Here is a 15,099-nt window from a genome sequence, read left to right on the forward strand (position 1 = left end):
ACGAGTGGACGAAGTATCGGGCCACGACTTCGGTTCCCGGGTGGAGCTGGCCCTCGCTGCCACCAACCATCTTTTCAACGCCCGCAATTCACCCCGCTACGTGGCGCAGGTGCTGCAGGGGGTCACCGCTGTGGCCACCAAACTTGAACGGACCACACAACCGTTCACCGGCGTCGGGCCTTCCGAGATGAAGGCGCGGGTGGGAGCCGTGGATCTGGACCGCCCGCTGCCGGACACGGCGGCTGCCCTGGAGGAACTGGAGGAGGTCTACCTGCGGGACGCCGTCTACTTCCACGACGCAAAATATGCTGCTCACCTCAACTGCCCCGTGGTCATCCCGGCGCTCGTGGGGGAGGCCATCCTGTCGGCGGTGAACTCATCCATGGACACCTGGGACCAGAGCGCCGGCGCCACCATGATCGAACGGCGGCTGATCGACTGGACCGCGGAACGGCTGGCCCTCGGGCGGGAAGCCGACGGCATTTTCACCTCCGGCGGGAGCCAGTCCAACTTCCAGGCGCTGCTGATCGCGCGCAACCATGCCGTGGCCGGGTTGAGGCTCGATTCCGCGAACGCCGGGCTGCGCCTGCCCTCACTGCTGGAGAAGCTGCGGATCTTCACCTCCGAGGACAGCCACTTCAGCATCCGGAAATCAGCGTCAATGCTGGGGATGGGGTTCGACGCCGTGGTGCCGGTCCGCTGCGCCCGGGACCACCGGATGGATCCTTCCGCGCTGGCCGGGGCAATGGCGGAAGCGCACGACGCCGGGCTGGTGCCGATGGCGGTTGTAGCCACCGCGGGGACCACTGACTTCGGGGCGGTGGACCCGCTCGCAGAGCTCGCCGCCCTGGCCCGTGCCTACGGCGCGTGGTTCCATGTGGACGCTGCTTATGGCGGCGGCCTGATGGTGTCCAACCGTTACAGGCACCTGCTTGAAGGCACCAAGCTGGCCGATTCCGTCACCGTGGACTTCCACAAGACGTTCTTCCAGCCAGTCAGCTCCAGCGCGTTGTTGCTCCGCGACGGCGCCATGCTCCGCCACGTCACCTACTACGCGGACTACCTGAATCCGGAAAGCGCCGCGCTCGCGGCCATCCCCAACCAGGTGGACAAAAGCATCCAGACCACCCGCCGCTTCGACGCGCTCAAGCTCTGGCTCACGCTCCGGATCATGGGCGCGGACGCGATTGGCGCACTGTTTGACGAGGCCATCGACCTTGCAAGACGCGTGGGTGCGCTGCTGGTCGCGGCCGCCGACTTTGAACTCGCCGCCGAGCCGCAGCTCAGCACGCTGGTGTTCCGCTACCGTCCGTTCCTGGCTGACGGCACGCGGCTCTCCCCGGACGCCGCCGATGCCCTCAACCCCGCCATCCGGGCCGCCGTCTTCGCCTCCGGGCAGGCGGTGGTTGCCGGGACGAAAGTGGCCGGCAGGCACTATCTGAAGTTCACCCTGCTCAATGCCGAGGCAACTCTGGAGGACATCAACGGGATCATCGGGCTGCTCCGGCGCACCGGCGAGTCCCTGCTCGAAAATGACCCCGCTTTCAGCAATTCCGGCATCAGCAAAGCCGGGAACAGCAGAGCCGGGAACACGGCGGCGGAGGCAAGCGCATGAGCAGCTCAAGCACAGGTACCCCAAACCCAAGTACCTCAAGCCCAGGCCACATCTTCGATTTCGCGGGCATCGGCGTCGGGCCCTTTAACCTGGGCCTAGCGGCGCTGAGCGAGCCGCTGGACGGACTGGACGCCGTGTTCCTGGAACGCCGCGAATCGTTCGATTGGCACCCCGGCATGATGCTGGAGCCCGCGCATCTGCAGGTGCCGTTTATGGCGGACCTGGTCACGCTCGCAGACCCCACGTCCCCCTATTCGTTCCTGAACTTCCTCAAGCAGACGGAGCGCCTCTACCGCTTCTACATCCGCGAGAACTTCTACCCGCTGCGCGCGGAATACAACCAGTACTGCCAGTGGGTGGCCGGGCAGCTGGATTCTGTCCGTTTTGGCACGGACGTGGGGGATGTGAGGTACGACGACGGCGTGTACACACTTTCGGTGCTGGGCCCGGGCGGGCCTGAGGTGCTGCGGGCCCGGCGGCTGGTGCTGGGCACCGGCATTACCCCGTACGTGCCGGACGCCTGTGCGGGAATAGTGGCCGCAGCTGCCGATGGCGGGGGACTGGTCCTCCACAACGCCGAATACCTGTTGAGGAAGACTGAGCTCCAGGGCAAACGCAGCATCACCATTGTGGGCAGCGGCCAGAGCGCCGCGGAGATTTACTGTGAGCTGCTGCAGGAGATCGATGTCCACGGCTACCAGCTGAACTGGGTCACCCGGTCCGGACGGTTTTTCCCGCTGGAGTACACCAAGCTGACATTGGAAATGACCTCGCCGGATTACGTGGACTACTTCCATGAACTGCCGCAGGACCAGCGCGACGGCCTCATCAAGGGCCAGAAGAACCTCTATAAAGGGATCAACTCTGAGCTCATTGATGCCATCTACGACCTCCTGTACACCAAAAGCCTGTCCGGCATGGTGGACACCCAGCTCCTGACGCATTCCGCGCTGACCGGTGCCTCGTGGGACGCCTCAGCCGGGTCCCACACCCTGCGGCTGCTGCATGGGGAACAGGACATTGACTACTCCTTGGAGAGCGAAGCCGTGGTGCTGGCCACCGGCTACAGCTACCTGGAGCCCGGCTTCCTGGCCGGCGTCCAGGACCGGATCGCGCGGGACTCCAGCGGCAGGTTCGCCGTGGCGCGCAACTACAGCACCGGCGTCGAACCCGGTGAAATCTTTGTCCAGAACGCGGAACTGCACACGCACGGGTTTGTCACCCCGGATCTGGGCATGGCCGCCTACCGCAACTCCTGCATCCTGCGCGACATCACCGGCCGCGAGGTGTATCCCGTGGAGCGCAGCATCGCGTTCCAACGGTTCGGGGTGCCGCTTTCCGCTCGTGATTCCCAGGCCCGCCGGCGTACGGCGGCGCCGGCATGAGTTTCACGTTCCGCTGCCTTGACGCGGCAGCCGACGCACCTCTCCTGCACAGCTGGGTGACGCGGCCCTACGCCTCCTTCTGGGGCATGTTGTCCTCCACGGTCCAAGACGTTGTGGAGGAATACTCGACCATCCAGTCCAGTGGGCATCACCATGCGCTGTTGGGGCTCGACGACGGCGTCCCCGCCTTCCTGATGGAGGAGTACCTCCCCGGGAGCTCACCGCTGGCGGCCGTCTATGCCGTGCAGTCGGGGGACATCGGCATGCACCTGCTGGTGGCTCCGCCGTCGGGCGTGATGGCGCGACTTATGCCGGGCGCGGTGCCGGGCGCCGTGGCCGGAGCTATGCCGGGCGCCGGGCCGGAATTTCCGGCGGAAGCCGCTGCCGGAGGGGTCCGTCCCGGCTTCACCACCGCCGTGATGGAGGCCGTGCTGGACCGGCTTTTCCAGAAGCCTTGCGTGGAGCGCGTGGTAGTGGAGCCCGGCGCGCGGAACAGCAAAATCCATGCGCTCAATGAGCGGCTGGGATTCCAGCCGGCCGGGGTGGTAACGCTGCCGGACAAGGAGGCTCTGTTGAGCTTCTGCACCCGCGCCGACTTCCACGCCGCCCGTTCGGCTATTAGCCAGTCCCCAAGCTCACAGTTCCCAATCCCCCAGGCCCCAACCCACGAGTCCCCAACACCCAGGGAGCGTCACTATGACCACCATCGACCTTGAATCAGCACTCGCCGCCGGCAACGCCGCAGCCCACCTCACCCCCGAACTCTGGGATGCGGCCAACCGACACCTGGTACGCAAGGCGCTCGCCGAGTTCTCACACGAGCGGATCGTGGCGCCCGAAGAGGTACCGAGACCCGACCGGGTTGGGGCGGATTCCCGGAAACCCGGCGAGCGTTCTGACTACCGTGTGCTCAGCGACGATGGCACCGTCGAGTACCGCTTTTCGGCCCGGACACTGGAGCTGGACCACTGGGCCATCACTCCCTCATCCATCCGTTGCATCCGGGACGGTGTGGATGCCGGGCTCGACGCCCTGAGCTTCATCACGGAATTCCGGGTCACCCTTGGCATCAGAGCCGAGATGCTGCCCGTTTACCTTGAGGAGATCAGCAGCACGCTCTCCAGCCACGCCTACAAGCAGTGGAAGGGGCAACTGTCCGCTGCGGAACTCGCCGCGGGCGTCACCCGGGGCGCTAACACCGCCATTGACTTCCAGACCATCGAGCGCAGCATGACCGAGGGCCACCCGTGTTTTGTCGCCAATAACGGACGGCTGGGCTTCGGCATCACCGACTACCGGGCGTTTGCCCCGGAAACCGGTGCGCCGGTGCAGCTGGAGTGGATTGCCGTGCACCGCGGCAGGGCGTTGTTTACCTCCAGCGAAGGACTGGACTACACCGCACACCTTAGTGCCGAACTGGGCGCGTCCACCTTGGCCTACTTCGACTCCGAGCTGAGCGCACGGGACCTGGATCCGGCTGAATACCTCCTGATGCCGGTCCACCCCTGGCAGTGGGAGAACAAACTCACCGTGACCTTCGCCGCCGAAATAGCGCAACAGCGCATCGTGCATCTGGGCATAGGGGCGGACAGCTACCAGGCCCAGCAGTCCATCCGGACGTTCTTCAACTCGAGCGCCCCGCAAAAGAGCTATGTAAAGACGGCCATGTCAGTGCTCAACATGGGCTTTATGCGCGGGCTGTCCCCGGAGTATATGAAGGCCACGCCGGCCATCAACGACTGGCTTCAGAACCTGATCGGCAAGGACGAAGCGCTGCAGGAGCGCGGGCTGGCCATGATCAGCGAAGTCGCGGCCATCGGCTATCACAATGGCTATTATGAGGCTGCCTCCGCCGAGGGCTCGCCGTACCGGAAGATGCTGTCTGCCCTGTGGAGGGAGAGTCCGCTTCCGTTGCTGGAGGACGGCCAGCAGCTCGCCACCATGGCCTCCCTGCTGCACGTCGATGGAACCGGGAAACCGATGGTTTCGGCGCTGATGGAGCAGTCCGGGCTGACGCCTTTGGAATGGCTGCGCCGCTACTTCGAGGCGTACCTCATTCCGCTGGTGCACTGCTTCCACCGCTACGAGCTCGCGTTTATGCCGCACGGCGAGAACGTGATCCTGGTGCTTGAAAACGGTGTGCCGGTGCGGGCCATCATGAAGGACATCGCCGAGGAAATCGTGGTGATGGGGGACCGGCTGGAGCTCCCCGAAGACGTATCCCGGATCAGGGCTGATATCCCCGACGCCGAGAAGGTGCTGGCTATCTTTACGGATGTCTTCGACTGCATTTTCCGCTTCCTCAGCGCACTGCTGGTGGAAGACGGCAAGCTTAGCGGCGATGAATTCTGGGGCACCGCGGCCGCGGCCATCAAGGGGTACCAGGCGCAGCATCCCGAACTCGCCGGACAGTTCGCCCGCCATGATCTCTTCGCCGCCGACTTCGAGCTGTCCTGCCTCAACCGGCTGCAGCTGCGCAACAATCAGCAGATACTGGACCTGACGGATCCCTCCGGCGGGCTTCAAATGGCAGGCCGGCTCGCCAACCCGCTGGCAAAGTTTGCCTAGGATTCCCTGGTCTCTGCACGGATGGTCTCGTGAGGGACGGCCTCTGCAGAAGCGGTCAGGGCAGCGGCGCTTTCAGAATCAGCGGCGCCTTCAGCGTCTTCGAGGAGCATCCGGGCATAGTTGCCCATGGAGCGCTGGTACCGCGGCAAATGCGGTGCCAGCGCGGCCAGCACGAGGGAGAGGCCTTCGCGTTCACGCCCTGTGCTGGCATAGGCCAGCGCGAGGGTGGCATCTACTGCGTCGGACAGGTGATCGGTGCCCCGGGAACGCTCCTCGGTCAACAACGCCACGCTTTCCTCCGGATGGCCAAGATTCCGCAGGGAACTTGCCAGCTGGATGACTGCCCGACGGCGGCGCTCGCCTTCCAGCCCCGTTGCCAGTGCCCGCTGGTACAGCGGGACAGCACGCTCCGGGTAGCCCGTGGAGTCGTAAGATGCGCCGAGTTCAAAGTCGGCGTCGGCGGTGCCCTCCGGCAGCTCCGCCGCGAGCCTATCCATGGCCGCGGGAAATTCCTCGCGGCCATGGCTATCCAGTTCGGTCCAGAGAGCGGCCACACGGTTTTCCCAGTCAGCATTTTGCATGCGGCCAAGCTAGCACGGCTAAGCTGTGGCGATGACGTCAAGCGCCTTGAAGACCACTGCTCTTATCACCGGCGCCACCGCCGGCCTGGGTGCGGAATTCGCCCGCCAGCTCGCCGAACAGGGCCACAACGTGGTCCTCGTTGCCCGTGACAGGGAACGCCTGCAGGCAAGGGCGCATGACCTGGAAAACAATTACAGCATTACGGCTGAGGTGCTGTCCGCAGATCTGACGGAGGACGCCGGAGTAGCCGCCGTCGTCGGACGCCTTTCCGATGTTTCGCGTCCGGTGGAGATCCTGGTGAACAACGCAGGCATCGGGCTGCTGCACAGCTTCGTGAAAAACGACATTGCGGACGAGAAAAAACACCTGAAGCTCCACGTTGAAACCGCCATGGAACTCAGCCATGCCGCGCTCAAGGTCATGCTCGAGCGGCGCGCCGGGCGCATTATCAATGTGGCCAGTGTTGCGGCATTCCTGCCTCGCGGGACGTACTCGGCGGCCAAGGCCTGGCTGGTGAGTTTCAGCAGGTGGGCCAACCTGGAGTATGCGAGGGACGGTGTTAAGGTCACGGCCATCTGCCCCGGCTTCACTCACACGGAATTCCATGACCGTATGGGCATGGACAAGGCAGCGGCCCCGCGCTGGATGTGGCTGCAGGCCGAGAGTGTGGTCCGGGAGGGCCTGGCCGACAACCTCCGAGGCAAGGCCGTCTCCATCCCGTCCAAGCGCTACAAGATCCTGGCAGCTGTGGCCCGGGTCCTGCCCAGCCGTGTCATTGCCGGTCCGCCGCGGAAGGCGAAATAGCCTCCAGCCAGAACCTGGTGATTCTCATTCCGCGCGATTGATTTGATAGGCGGCTGCGCAGGGTGGGAGCGGCAAGCTGGTGCGGTGACGCGCGCCCAAGCATTTCACGGGCCCGCGGTCTCGGATGAGAATCACCACCAGGATGCCGATCACCGCGCCCACCAGGGTTTCAGCGCCGCGTTCCGTGACCAACAGGTAGGGATCAATCCGGTGGGCCAGCTGCGTCATCAGAAGGATCACCGGTGTGAAGGAGACCATCGCCAGGCCATAGTGCCGGGTCATAAAAAGCTCGGTGGTGAACTGGAAAGCGATCACCAGGATCGCCAGGACGGCAATTTCCTGACCCGGGAAAAGTTGCAGGGGAGACCACGGTCCCGGAAAGAGTACGACGGCGGTCAGCACCAGCCCGATGAACGTCCCCACGATACGGTGGACGCCACGGTGGACGCTGCTGGGCAGGTCCGCGCCGGCCAGGGGAACCGCCGCCGCCGCCATGGCCCAGTGCGGGTGGCCGCTGCCGCTCAGGATTCCGATGGTGCCCGCGGCTCCGACTGCCATCATGTAGCGGGCGGCGTGCACAATGGCCGCCTGCCGCAACGGTCCGCGCAGCGGGGAAGCGGTCCGGAAGGCGCCTCGGACCCAAACGCGGCCCCGGATCCAGCCGCCGAAACCCACCACCAGGGAAAAGGCCGCCGATGCGCCAGCGATCAGCAACGCCACATGCCAGGGAACCGTGGTGGGAATGGAGGCGCAGGCACCCAGCGCGAGGATGCCGAAGAACGGGCCGTTGGGTTTAAGGCCGACTTTGTCCGAGAAGACGGATCCGGCACCGGCAAGCAGGGCTTCGATGAGCACCAGCCACCAGGAATGGATCTGGTCGACGGACAGGAACACACCGACGCCCACCCCGGTCAGCAGCAGGAACGCGGCCTGCAGTTGGTGGATCAGCCTCAGCTGGTGCGCTTCGGACCGGCCGTACATGCCGGTGAGGGCGCCGAAGACGGCATAGATGATGAGGTCCGCGCGGCCGCTGAGCAGGAGCAGCAGCGACGGTACGGCCACGCTGACGGCCACACGAAGCGCGGACAGGTGATCGTTGGTGGCGGGGCCCAGGCTGTGGAGCGTCCGGACATGGTGGATGACGGTCTTCATGCCGTGCACCACCCATCGTTCCGGAAGGGCCGGTTCATGGCCACCCTTGGAAAGTTAGCATCGGGCGGCGCCGGGGGTCATTTCTGACCGGCGGGCCCCGACTCCGGGCGTCATGCTAGAGGTCACGTGGCTGGCAGCAAACGCGCCGTCGTTGTCGTCAGGCTCCAACCATTTTCATCATTTCTCTCAAAAATGCGGCTATGTTCATCGGCCACCGCGACGTGACGAGATTTCCATCGACCACCACATCTTTGTCCTCCCACTTTCCGCCGGCCTTGGTTATTTATTCCGGCACACCATCTTGCGGCAACGGGTTTATTCTTCGCAAAAAATGAGCGGGCGATTTCCACTGCTTTAGTGTTGTTTCGCACTGTTGTGGGCGCACCATCTGGCTTGCCCCCGGGGATAACGAGCAAGTCATAGTCGTCGGAGTCGATCGCAACGATGCTCTTATTGGAACTGATGTAATACCAGGCGCGGCGAGGCATCGCCGCGTGGCGTAGATCCATTGACACGTCCGACCGTCGGGAGTAGCTTGTAGCTGCCCCAACCATCAAGATTCTGGCCCCTCCCGGCGAATTTTGCGCCGGCCAGCAGGCCAGCCGCCCAGACCAAGGGCCCGGAAGCGGGTCACTGAGGAGACACAGGCCGGGAATAAAATGACCGCCACAGACATCCAGTCGCCGGCGCGAACAGCGGTCAAGGCGGGCCTCCTGCTCCGGATTCGTTACTGACTCGCAATTACCGACGCACGGCGTTCACCGCGGGACGGCACGTTGCCTGGGTTGCTGCTCAAGGGGAGAAAATCATCGGGGCAACGGTCTCTTCTGGCGTCTGCGATGAGCGCTGACGCGGGGTGTCCCGTCTTTTCGGAAACAGAAAGACAGGGATAACAATGTTCAGAAGAACTCTGGCCGGGCTTGGCGCCGCGGCCCTTCTGGCTACCGCCGCCATCGGAACCGCAGGCCCGGCACTGGCCACTACGTCCAGCACCTGGCATTCCAATCAAATCAATGACGCAATCCCGGTATCGTGCGACGGACCTGGTGTGACGTCTTACTCGGGCACCGGCAACGCCGTGTTTCACCTGAATATCAACAATGCCGGGGATTCTTGGTTCACCACCACAACAGAAGGAACGGTGACCCTGCAGACCCAGTGGAACGGGTCATGGACCACATGGACCGGACATGTCCAGGAGTGGTTCGGTGCTGAGGACAACAACAAGAACAGCGTCCAGCACGCCACGTTCAACTTCAACGGAACCAGCACCACGGACCCGTCGCAAACGCTGACCATGCACGCGGCATTCACGGCCACCACCAACGCCAACGGAGTATTGGTCGTCAACAACGAGACAGTCACCTGCAGGTAAGCGCCTTCACGGCGAATAACGACGGCGAATAACGACGGCGGTACCCGGGACCCGCGGGCCCCGTTGCGGGTGCCGCCGCACGCTGCCTGGGAAAGCCGGTCCGGACCCGGAGCCTGGGCCACGGTGGAACGATCAGGCCCCCGGCAGTTGCACAACGAACGCCGCGCCGCCCTCCGGCGCCGTATGCACGCTGATCCGCGCACCCAGCCGTTCTACGAGCCGCGCAGCGATGGACAGGCCAAGGCCGCTGCCCACCGGCCGCTGGTCCCGGTACCGGGCGTAAAGCGCACCGCGTTCAAACGCGACGGCGGCGTCCGCCTCCGTCAGGCCCGGACCGCCGTCGCGCACTTCAACGACGACGGAACCGTCAGCGGTGCGGGACGCGGCGAGCACCACGGCGGCGCCCTCCGGCGTCGCGCGGAAGGCATTTTCCAGGAGCCCGTCCACCACCTGGCGAAGCCGCTGGCCGTCACTGCGGACGGGAAGCTCACCGTCCGGAAGCTCGAGCCGCCCGTCGATTCCCCGTTGCCGGCGGACTCCCTGCCAGGCGGACCAGCTTTCGCGGAGCACCGAGCCGGCGTCGAGTGGCTGCAGCTCCACGCGGAAATCGTCCGCCTCCAGGCGCGCGAGCTCCAGCAGGTCCTGGACGAAGCGGTCCAGGCGGCTGGTTTCCGTCACAAGGGTCTGCCCCACGCCGGCCACCTCCGGACCGCTCACCACGCCGTCGGCCAACGCCTCGGCATAGCCGCGGACAGCCGTAAGCGGAGTGCGGATTTCGTGCGAAATGGACAGCAGGAACTCGCGCTGGCGGCTTTCGCTGGTCCGCAGGGCGGCGTCGAGCACGGCGAGGGCCTGTGAAACTTCCGCCACCTCGGCCGGGCCGCCCGCTTTCACTGCCACGGCCACTGACCGCTCCCCGGCCGCGAGCCGGTGCGCCGACTGGGCGGTGCGCACCAGCGGCCTGCTCAGCCACTGAGCCAGCAGGCCGCCGGCAACTATCGAAAAGACCAGGCACACGGCCAGTGCGATCAGCATCCGGCGCAGCAGCGGGGCAGCGGCCTCGCGGATTTCGGACACCGGCTGCAGCAGGGCGACGCCGCCGCCTGCCGAAATTGGCCGCGCCTCGAGCACCACCGGGCTCTGCGGACCATCCACTGTCTTGGACACGGACTTGCCGGCCAGCACATCCTTAACGGTCTGCTGGTCCACTAGCTTGGAACCGCCGCCGGTGACCCTGCCGTCGGCCCTGATCAGGGCGAGCCGTGCCCCGTGCCCCACCAGCTTCTCCCGGAAATCCGGCAGATCCCCGGGGAGGGGCTGGCTGCTCAGCGAATCGGCCTGGGCGGCAAGGTACTTCCGGGCCTCGTCCACGGCCGTGGAGTTCACCAGCTGGGCGGCCAGCAGTCCCGCGATCAGCACCGCGACGCAAGAGACGGCAGCAATCACCGCCGTGATCCGGCCCGCCAATGAGCCCAGCCAGCGTTTCACGAGACTTCTCCTGCGCCGTGGCGGGTGCCCGGAGCAACCACCGAGTAGCCCACTCCCCGGCTCGTGGCGATCGGGCTGGAGCCGCCGAGCTTGGCCCGGAGCTGGGCGATGTGCACATCAACCGTCCGCCCGGCCACGTAGCTGGCCTGCCCCCACACGGCGGACAGCAGCTGTTCACGCGAGAACACACGCCCGGGCTGCGCCATCAGGTAGGCCAGCAGATCAAACTCCGTGGCGGTCAGGATTATTGCCTCCGCGCCGGTATGCGCGGTTCGGTTCAGCGGATCGAGCACCAACTGGCCGAGGACCAGCGGTTTCGGCGCAGGCGTTCCCGAGGTCCGGCGGAGGACCGCCCTGACCCTGGCCACGAGTTCGCTCGGCGAAAACGGTTTGGTGAGGTAGTCGTCCGCGCCGAGCTCCAGGCCCAGGACACGGTCCACCTCCTCATCCCGGGCGGTCACGAAGAGGACGGGAGTCCAGTCGCCGGCCTGCCGGAGCTGGCGGCACAGCTCGATCCCGTCCATACCCGGGAGCCCGACGTCCAGGATGACGGCGACCGGTTTCAGCCGGCGGATCTGGGCCAGCGCGGACACCCCGTCCCGCTCCACATGCACACCAAAGCCCGCCCGGCCCAGGTACAGGCGTTCAATGTCCGCGATGGCCTGTTCGTCCTCGGCAATGAGCACCAGTCCGTGCCGCTCTTCCATGCCTCAATTCAACAGCATGGACCGCTGCGCCCGTGAACCGGATAGGCCTATTCCGGCGTTCGCGGACGGGCTTTACATTCCCCGAACATTCGCCGAACAGGGAATTCATGCTGCCGGTCCACAGTGGTGTGTATGAATACGGCGGCGTGGCCGTCGACGAGCGACAGGACAAAGACCATGAACAGGACAGCGACCATGAACGGGACAGTTGAAAGAAGCCAAGAACTCCGGGCGGGTGGAGGCCGCCAGGCGCTTCGCACCGGCGTCGTCGGCGTCTTGAGCGCGGGGCTTCTGTTGTGCGGGGGAGCGCTGGCGGCGAATTCCGCAACGCCCGCCAGCGTTACGAGCACGACGGCGGCTGCTGCGGTGGGACTCGATGCTTCCGCAACGCCCAGCCCGGCACCAAGTGCGGGAACTCAGGGCGCAGCAATGGAGGCATCGGGAACGCACCGGTTCTCTGGCCGCCCCGCAGCCCGGCTGGCGCTGCGTTTCTTCATCAACGGGGACAGCAGCAAGCCCGGGTTCGGATTACGGGCCGTCAAGGCGGCCGAGCTCATCCTGGACAGGCACTCTCGTGCCCTGGCGAAACTGCCGGAGGCGCTCCAGGCCGATCTGAAGGCGCTGAAGAATGCCGCAGAGGGCGACCGTGTGGCCGCTGCGACCAAGATCAAGGACAGCGCCCTGAACGGCGGCTACGGCGAGAAGATCCAGAAGCTGGCACTGCAGATCCAGAGCCATAAAGCGGCAAAGTAGTCAGCAGTGAGGCCCGCTCTGCGCACTTCCCCAGGGGAAAGCACGCGGAACGGGCCTCATAACGCGGTGGCGGGGCTGTGGACTACAGCATCAGGCGTTCGCAGGAACCTTCGCGTGATCCAGATCCAGATCCAGATCCTTGGTCTCGAGGTCCTGGGCCCCGAACGGCATCTCATCCAGGTCGATCAGCGGGTTCTCGTCCTGCGTCGCAACCAGCTCGCGGGCCTCGGCCTGGGTGTCCACGCTGGGCATGGAGCCCGGCAGCGGGCGCTGGGCCGATTCCTTCAGGAAGTAGATCGCAACTGCACCGATAGCCGAGGTGGCCATCAGGTAGTACGCCGGCATCATGTCATCACCGGTGGCCGTGATGAGGGCGGCGACGATGAACGGGGTGGTTCCGCCGAAGATGGCCACGGAGAAGTTGTAGGCAATGCCCATGGCGCCGTAACGGCTGGACGTCGGGAACTGGGCCGGCAGCGCAGAGGCGAGGTTGGCCACATAGAACGTCACCGGGAAGGCGATCAGGCCGAGTCCCAGCATGGTGGACCAGATCTCTCCGACGCCGATCAGCAGGAAAGCAGGGGCAGCCAGGACCACGGTGCTGAGGGCACCGATCCACAGCACGGGGCGGCGGCCGATACGGTCAGACAGCCTGCCTGTCAGCGGAATGCAGAGGCTCATGATGACGAGGACGGGGATCGTCAGCAAGGTTCCGTGGACAGGGTCGTAGCCCTTGGACTCGGTGAGGTAAGTCGGCATGTAGGACGTCAGGGCGTAGCCGGCCGTGTTGGCCGCTGCCACCAGGATCATCGCAACAATTATTGAACGCCAGTACGCCTTCACGATGCCCACCGGGCCCTTGGCCGCGGCGGCGTCTCCGGCAGTTGCATCCTTGGCCAGTTCTTCCTGGGCATCCAGGGTGGCCTGGAACTGGGGGGATTCCTCAATCTTGCTCCGGAAGTAGACCGCAATCAGGCCCAGCGGACCGGCGATCAGGAACGGAATCCTCCAGCCCCACTCCTCCATGGCGCCCTGACCCAAGGTCAGCTGCAGCACGGATACGAGGGCGGCACCGAGGGCGAAGCCCAGGTAGCTTCCCATGTCCAGGAAGCTGGCAAAGAAGCCGCGGCGCTTATCCGGGGCGTACTCGCTCACAAAGGTCGTGGCACCGGCATATTCACCGCCGGTGGAGAAGCCCTGGACAATCTTGAGCAGCACCAGCAGGGCAGCCGACCACATGCCGATCTGCGCGTAGCCGGGCAGGAGGCCGATGGCGAACGTGCTTGCCGCCATCAGCATCAGGGTGGTGGCCAGCACCTTCTGGCGGCCGATCTTGTCGCCGAACCAGCCGAAGATGACTCCGCCGAGAGGGCGGGCAATGAAGGTGGCGGCGAAGGTCCCCAGCAGGAACAGCGTCTGGACGGATTTATCCGCTTCGGGCAGGAATACGGGGCCCATGGTGGTGATCAGGTAGCCGAAAACGCCGACGTCGTACCACTCCATGGTGTTACCCACGATGGTGCCGCCGAGGGCCTTCTTCAGCATGGGCTGATTGACGACATTTACGTCGGATTCTTTGAGTCGACGGCGTGTAAGCAGCTTTGGTTTCTTCACACCCTGAGGTGCGACTTTGTTGGTTCCGCTGGCGTTGTAAACGCCTGCTGAAGAGTCGGTCGTGCTTCGGTCTGTGGGCATTTGGGCTTCTCCTAGGGAGGTCATTTGCTTTGCGACTTGTAGCTGCCCCGCTCCGGGCAGGCTTTCAATTTTACGCGATTTCCACGACACATGAGGGCATTGTGCCGTATGTTCACCCGTTTGGAGCACAAATCTGCGACAATTGTCAGATTTGTTTTGCCGTTGTTCTCCGCGTCATTACTGGGATCTTCGGCCTTCCGGCCCGTCGTTACCAAACCTTTTTGATCCGGAGCGGAAAAAGTGCCTTTTTGGCACCACTATTTGCTGGTAAAGTGACGGCGCCCACTGGCACCTTGGATCGGATCCGGAGCTGTTTTGGCGGCTCCGGAGTACGCTTGAAGCCGAGGGTTAACCACTAGAAGGAGACCAGGTTCATGACCGAGAAACTGTCCAAGACCGGCAACGACCAGATCAGCAGCGGGCCGGACGGCGGCCCGGGAAAGCCGGATGCCGAGATCCCCGCAGCCGGAGTGAAATCGCGGCTCACGGACGCCCAGAAGGAAATGCTGGCCAGCAAATCCCGGGGCGGCGGCGCGGGCATGCAGAGCGTCGGCACTAACCCCAAGGCCACTCACGCCAGCGGAAAACTGGGCCCGGCACCAAAGAAGGTCCGCTGGTAAATCCTGCAGACAATCCGGGGCCGCAGTCCTAGGATTGGTGGACGCTTCATTTCATTGCGGAAAGGAAGAACCGTGGCTGAGAAACATGGTGGAGAACAGATAGAACCGGATGTTGCCAGTCATCTGGCGGAGTCCATGGACACCCCGCAGATGCCCGAGCCGGCAACCGTAGCCGTCGCGGCGGCCATGTCCGGCGGCCAGGAATGGCCGGACGGCAACGGCAAGCACCGCCACCCCAAGGACAACGAAGCAGCCCACGGCCGGCCAGGCCACGAGGCCGCTGCGACTGCGGTCCACCGGACGCGGCGGCCACAGATGCCGCACTCGTCCTAGGACACGCAGAACAACCTGGGGC

Annotated in this window: 15 protein-coding genes; 9 read left to right on the top strand and 6 right to left on the bottom strand. The window is 64.8% G+C overall.

Annotated elements, in window-relative coordinates:
- Nucleotides 1–4 precede the first annotated feature (4 nt).
- The 4 genes from ACQCST_RS02805 to ACQCST_RS02820 are packed head-to-tail and all read left to right on the top strand — an operon-like array spanning nucleotide 5 to nucleotide 5,568.
- Nucleotides 5–1,615 (top strand): pyridoxal phosphate-dependent decarboxylase family protein, encoded by a 1,611-nt coding sequence (locus tag ACQCST_RS02805; RefSeq protein ID WP_426997834.1) that lies wholly within the window; start codon nucleotides 5–7, stop codon nucleotides 1,613–1,615.
- Entirely contained in the window at nucleotides 1,612–3,000 is a 1,389-nt protein-coding gene (locus ACQCST_RS02810; protein ID WP_426997835.1) for a lysine N(6)-hydroxylase/L-ornithine N(5)-oxygenase family protein, read from the top strand. The genes ACQCST_RS02805 and ACQCST_RS02810 overlap by 4 nt, the downstream gene beginning before the upstream one ends.
- Nucleotides 2,997–3,716, top strand: a complete 720-nt coding sequence (locus ACQCST_RS02815; protein ID WP_426997836.1) for a GNAT family N-acetyltransferase — start codon at nucleotides 2,997–2,999, stop codon at nucleotides 3,714–3,716. The genes ACQCST_RS02810 and ACQCST_RS02815 overlap by 4 nt, the downstream gene beginning before the upstream one ends.
- A complete protein-coding gene (locus tag ACQCST_RS02820) occupies nucleotides 3,697–5,568 on the top strand; it encodes an IucA/IucC family protein (protein WP_426997837.1) in 1,872 nt (623 codons plus the stop codon). Before ACQCST_RS02815 ends, ACQCST_RS02820 begins: the two co-directional genes overlap by 20 nt.
- Here the strand turns inward: ACQCST_RS02820 and ACQCST_RS02825 are convergent.
- On the bottom strand, nucleotides 5,565–6,149 hold the full coding sequence (locus tag ACQCST_RS02825; RefSeq protein ID WP_426997838.1) for a tetratricopeptide repeat protein: 585 nt from the start codon (nucleotides 6,147–6,149) through the stop codon (nucleotides 5,565–5,567). The genes ACQCST_RS02820 and ACQCST_RS02825 overlap by 4 nt on opposite strands.
- A 31-nt stretch (nucleotides 6,150–6,180) precedes the next feature.
- Here ACQCST_RS02825 and ACQCST_RS02830 point away from each other — a divergent pair, with 31 nt between their 5' ends.
- Nucleotides 6,181–6,954: an SDR family NAD(P)-dependent oxidoreductase gene (locus tag ACQCST_RS02830; RefSeq protein ID WP_426997839.1), complete on the top strand. Its 774-nt coding sequence runs from the start codon at nucleotides 6,181–6,183 to the stop codon at nucleotides 6,952–6,954.
- Nucleotides 6,955–6,978: 24 nt separating this feature from the next.
- On the opposite strand, the gene ACQCST_RS02835 is transcribed toward ACQCST_RS02830, so the two are convergent.
- Together ACQCST_RS02835 and ACQCST_RS02840 are read right to left on the bottom strand one after the other, a co-directional pair.
- Nucleotides 6,979–8,106, bottom strand: coding sequence for an FUSC family protein (locus ACQCST_RS02835; RefSeq protein ID WP_426997840.1), 1,128 nt, complete (start codon nucleotides 8,104–8,106; stop codon nucleotides 6,979–6,981).
- A 122-nt stretch (nucleotides 8,107–8,228) separates the two neighbouring features.
- Complete coding sequence (locus ACQCST_RS02840; RefSeq protein WP_426997841.1) at nucleotides 8,229–8,615, bottom strand: DJ-1/PfpI family protein; 387 nt, start codon at nucleotides 8,613–8,615, stop codon at nucleotides 8,229–8,231.
- A gap of 386 nt (nucleotides 8,616–9,001) precedes the next feature.
- On the opposite strand from ACQCST_RS02840, the gene ACQCST_RS02845 reads away from it, so the two are divergent.
- Nucleotides 9,002–9,481: a hypothetical protein gene (locus ACQCST_RS02845; RefSeq protein ID WP_426997842.1), complete on the top strand. Its 480-nt coding sequence runs from the start codon at nucleotides 9,002–9,004 to the stop codon at nucleotides 9,479–9,481.
- A 132-nt stretch (nucleotides 9,482–9,613) separates the two neighbouring features.
- On the opposite strand, the gene ACQCST_RS02850 is transcribed toward ACQCST_RS02845, so the two are convergent.
- Nucleotides 9,614–10,969: a sensor histidine kinase gene (locus ACQCST_RS02850; protein WP_426997843.1), complete on the bottom strand. Its 1,356-nt coding sequence runs from the start codon at nucleotides 10,967–10,969 to the stop codon at nucleotides 9,614–9,616.
- Entirely contained in the window at nucleotides 10,966–11,676 is a 711-nt protein-coding gene (locus ACQCST_RS02855) for a response regulator transcription factor (RefSeq protein WP_426997844.1), read from the bottom strand. Before ACQCST_RS02855 ends, ACQCST_RS02850 begins: the two co-directional genes overlap by 4 nt.
- Nucleotides 11,677–11,853: 177 nt before the next feature.
- Here ACQCST_RS02855 and ACQCST_RS02860 point away from each other — a divergent pair, with 177 nt between their 5' ends.
- Entirely contained in the window at nucleotides 11,854–12,429 is a 576-nt protein-coding gene (locus ACQCST_RS02860; RefSeq protein WP_426997845.1) for a hypothetical protein, read from the top strand.
- A gap of 90 nt (nucleotides 12,430–12,519) precedes the next feature.
- Here ACQCST_RS02860 and ACQCST_RS02865 read toward each other — a convergent pair whose 3' ends face one another.
- Nucleotides 12,520–14,124, bottom strand: coding sequence for an MFS transporter (locus ACQCST_RS02865; RefSeq protein ID WP_426997846.1), 1,605 nt, complete (start codon nucleotides 14,122–14,124; stop codon nucleotides 12,520–12,522).
- A gap of 374 nt (nucleotides 14,125–14,498) precedes the next feature.
- Between ACQCST_RS02865 and ACQCST_RS02870 the strand changes: the two genes are divergently transcribed.
- Nucleotides 14,499–14,744, top strand: a complete 246-nt coding sequence (locus ACQCST_RS02870; RefSeq protein ID WP_426997847.1) for a hypothetical protein — start codon at nucleotides 14,499–14,501, stop codon at nucleotides 14,742–14,744.
- A gap of 72 nt (nucleotides 14,745–14,816) precedes the next feature.
- Entirely contained in the window at nucleotides 14,817–15,077 is a 261-nt protein-coding gene (locus ACQCST_RS02875; RefSeq protein ID WP_426997848.1) for a hypothetical protein, read from the top strand.
- Nucleotides 15,078–15,099: the final 22 nt, after the last annotated feature.

Origin of the sequence: Pseudarthrobacter sp. N5, assembly GCF_050157035.1 — a bacterium.
In the GTDB taxonomy this organism is placed as follows: Bacteria; Actinomycetota; Actinomycetes; order Actinomycetales; family Micrococcaceae; genus Arthrobacter.

Bases quoted from the DNA above. Each gene is read 5' to 3' on its own strand.
- ACQCST_RS02810 (WP_426997835.1), top strand. From the start codon at position 1,612: ATGAGCAGCTCAAGCACAGGTACCCCAAACCCAAGTACCTCAAGCCCA.
- ACQCST_RS02815 (WP_426997836.1), top strand. From the start codon at position 2,997: ATGAGTTTCACGTTCCGCTGCCTTGACGCGGCAGCCGACGCACCTCTC.
- ACQCST_RS02820 (WP_426997837.1), top strand. From the start codon at position 3,697: ATGACCACCATCGACCTTGAATCAGCACTCGCCGCCGGCAACGCCGCA.
- ACQCST_RS02825 (WP_426997838.1), bottom strand. From the start codon at position 6,149: ATGCAAAATGCTGACTGGGAAAACCGTGTGGCCGCTCTCTGGACCGAA.
- ACQCST_RS02830 (WP_426997839.1), top strand. From the start codon at position 6,181: ATGACGTCAAGCGCCTTGAAGACCACTGCTCTTATCACCGGCGCCACC.
- ACQCST_RS02835 (WP_426997840.1), bottom strand. From the start codon at position 8,106: ATGAAGACCGTCATCCACCATGTCCGGACGCTCCACAGCCTGGGCCCC.
- ACQCST_RS02840 (WP_426997841.1), bottom strand. From the start codon at position 8,615: ATGGATCTACGCCACGCGGCGATGCCTCGCCGCGCCTGGTATTACATC.
- ACQCST_RS02845 (WP_426997842.1), top strand. From the start codon at position 9,002: ATGTTCAGAAGAACTCTGGCCGGGCTTGGCGCCGCGGCCCTTCTGGCT.
- ACQCST_RS02855 (WP_426997844.1), bottom strand. From the start codon at position 11,676: ATGGAAGAGCGGCACGGACTGGTGCTCATTGCCGAGGACGAACAGGCC.
- ACQCST_RS02860 (WP_426997845.1), top strand. From the start codon at position 11,854: ATGAACAGGACAGCGACCATGAACGGGACAGTTGAAAGAAGCCAAGAA.
- ACQCST_RS02865 (WP_426997846.1), bottom strand. From the start codon at position 14,124: ATGCCCACAGACCGAAGCACGACCGACTCTTCAGCAGGCGTTTACAAC.
- ACQCST_RS02870 (WP_426997847.1), top strand. From the start codon at position 14,499: ATGACCGAGAAACTGTCCAAGACCGGCAACGACCAGATCAGCAGCGGG.